This is a genomic window from bacterium (assembly GCA_030654305.1).
Lineage (GTDB): Bacteria > Krumholzibacteriota > Krumholzibacteriia > LZORAL124-64-63 > LZORAL124-64-63 > PNOJ01.
Genome location: JAURXS010000475.1, coordinates 1 through 1,719, shown reverse-complemented (window position 1 = coordinate 1,719; position 1,719 = coordinate 1). Strand labels below are relative to the sequence as shown.

2 protein-coding genes are annotated in these 1,719 nt (G+C 69.5%); both read left to right on the top strand.

Going from position 1 to position 1,719, the window contains the following annotated elements; all coding sequences use genetic code 11:
- Nucleotides 1–125 (top strand): peroxiredoxin (locus Q7W29_13545; GenBank protein MDO9172845.1); only part of this gene is annotated, 125 nt, incomplete at its 5' end.
- Nucleotides 126–174: 49 nt separating this feature from the next.
- Nucleotides 175–1,605, top strand: coding sequence for a retropepsin-like aspartic protease (locus Q7W29_13540; GenBank protein MDO9172844.1), 1,431 nt, complete (start codon nt 175–177; stop codon nt 1,603–1,605).
- Nucleotides 1,606–1,719: the final 114 nt, after the last annotated feature.

Genomic DNA, 1,719 nt, shown 5'->3' with positions numbered 1-1,719 from the left:
GGGCCAGCAAGGGCACGGAGGCGACGCCGTCGGGCTGGAAGCCCGGGCGCATGACCCTCAAGCCGGGTCCGGATCTCGTCGGCAAGGTGTGGGAAGTGTGGAAGACCGACATGGCGGCGGACTGACGATCGGGGTTGCCCGCATCGGAGGGCTGTGCCAGCATGGACGCGCCCGGTGGAAGCCGCTGCTCCCGCCGGGCGCGTCGTCATTTACTCTCCCCCCCGACGAGGTGTTCCGATGCGATGGCGAAGCGTCGCCGGTCGATCCCGCAGGCAACCTCTCCGCCGATGTGCGGATGGTCTCTTCGTCGGGATGCTGGCGTTGTGCCTGGCGAATGCGGCCATCGCCGCCGGGGCGGAGCCGCCGGTTCTCCTGGCGAATTCCGCTGCTGTGGACGTCCGCGACGGCGATCGATTCCAGGAAGGCGTCTGGGTCGTCGACCCCGCGGTCGCGCTCGACGTCTACGCCGCGCTGCGGACGACCGCCGCGAAGCACGTGACGTTCATCACGGACGTCGACTCGTTGTCCTTCGACGTCCAGCCCGGCCGCACCTACGATTTCACGGTCCTGCTCGGGGGCCGGGACTCCTGCCGCACGCGCATCTCGACGATGATGCAGACTTACGGCCGGCTCGGCCCGCGCACGGCCGGCCCCGACACCATCCCGATCTCGATCAAGAAGGGCAAACTGAACGTCGTCGGCACGATCAACGGTTCCGGGCCGCTGAACCTCATCTTCGACACCGGGGCGGAGTGCGGTGCCCTGTACCCGTCCGCGCTGGACAAGGGAGCCGAACTGCGGCTCGACGGCACGACGATCAACGCCGGGACAGGCGGCTCGACGGAACGGCGGACCGCCAGCGATAACCGGCTCGACATCGCGGGTCTGCGGTGGGACCACGAACCGCTCATCGCGGTGGAGAGGCAGGCCGACCGGGCCGACGGGATCGTCGGCTGGCCGCTTTTCCTGGGCAAGGTGGTCGAACTCGATTACGACCGCATGATCATGATCGTCCACGACGAGTTGCCCGCGAAGTCGGCCGGATATGCGAGGACCGCGATGCCGTACGTGGGTCCGCTCACGGCGGTGGAGGTCGTGCTGGTCGCCGGGGAGAAGAGGGAGGGCGGGTTGTTCATCCTCGACACCGCCGGTACGGGGACCATGATCGTCAACCAGGCGTTCTCGGCGGCCCACGGTCTCCACGGCGCGATGCGGGTGCTCGGGAAGAGCACCTCCCGCGGCGTGGGCAGCGGGGTGATCCGCAACGAGGTCGTGCTGGTGCCGGAACTCGTGATCGCCGGTTTTTCCCTGCCGGACGTGCCTGTCCACCTGGAACTGCCCGCAGCCGGCAATCAGGCGCCGCCCGGCGGCGTGCTGTGCCTGGAGGTGCTGGCGCGGTTCAACACCATCCTCGACTACCGGCGTCAGGAGGCGTATTTCCAGCCCAATTCCCGCTTCGACCTGCCGTTTGGGCGGAGAACCCGCGGCGCGCCGTGGCCCGTCGTTTTCGGGGTCGCGCTGTCGATCGTCGCGGTGATCTTGGGGGTGGTCCTGACCCGGGCTAGGAGACGCCCGCCAGCGGATCCTTCAGCCCGTGCCCGGTGACCAGCGCCACGACCTTGTCGTGCGGCCCGATCAGCCCCTGCGCGCGGGCCTGCACCAGGCCGGCGAAGCCCGCCGCCCCCGAAGGCTCGGCCCAGACGCCGGCGAGGCGGGCCA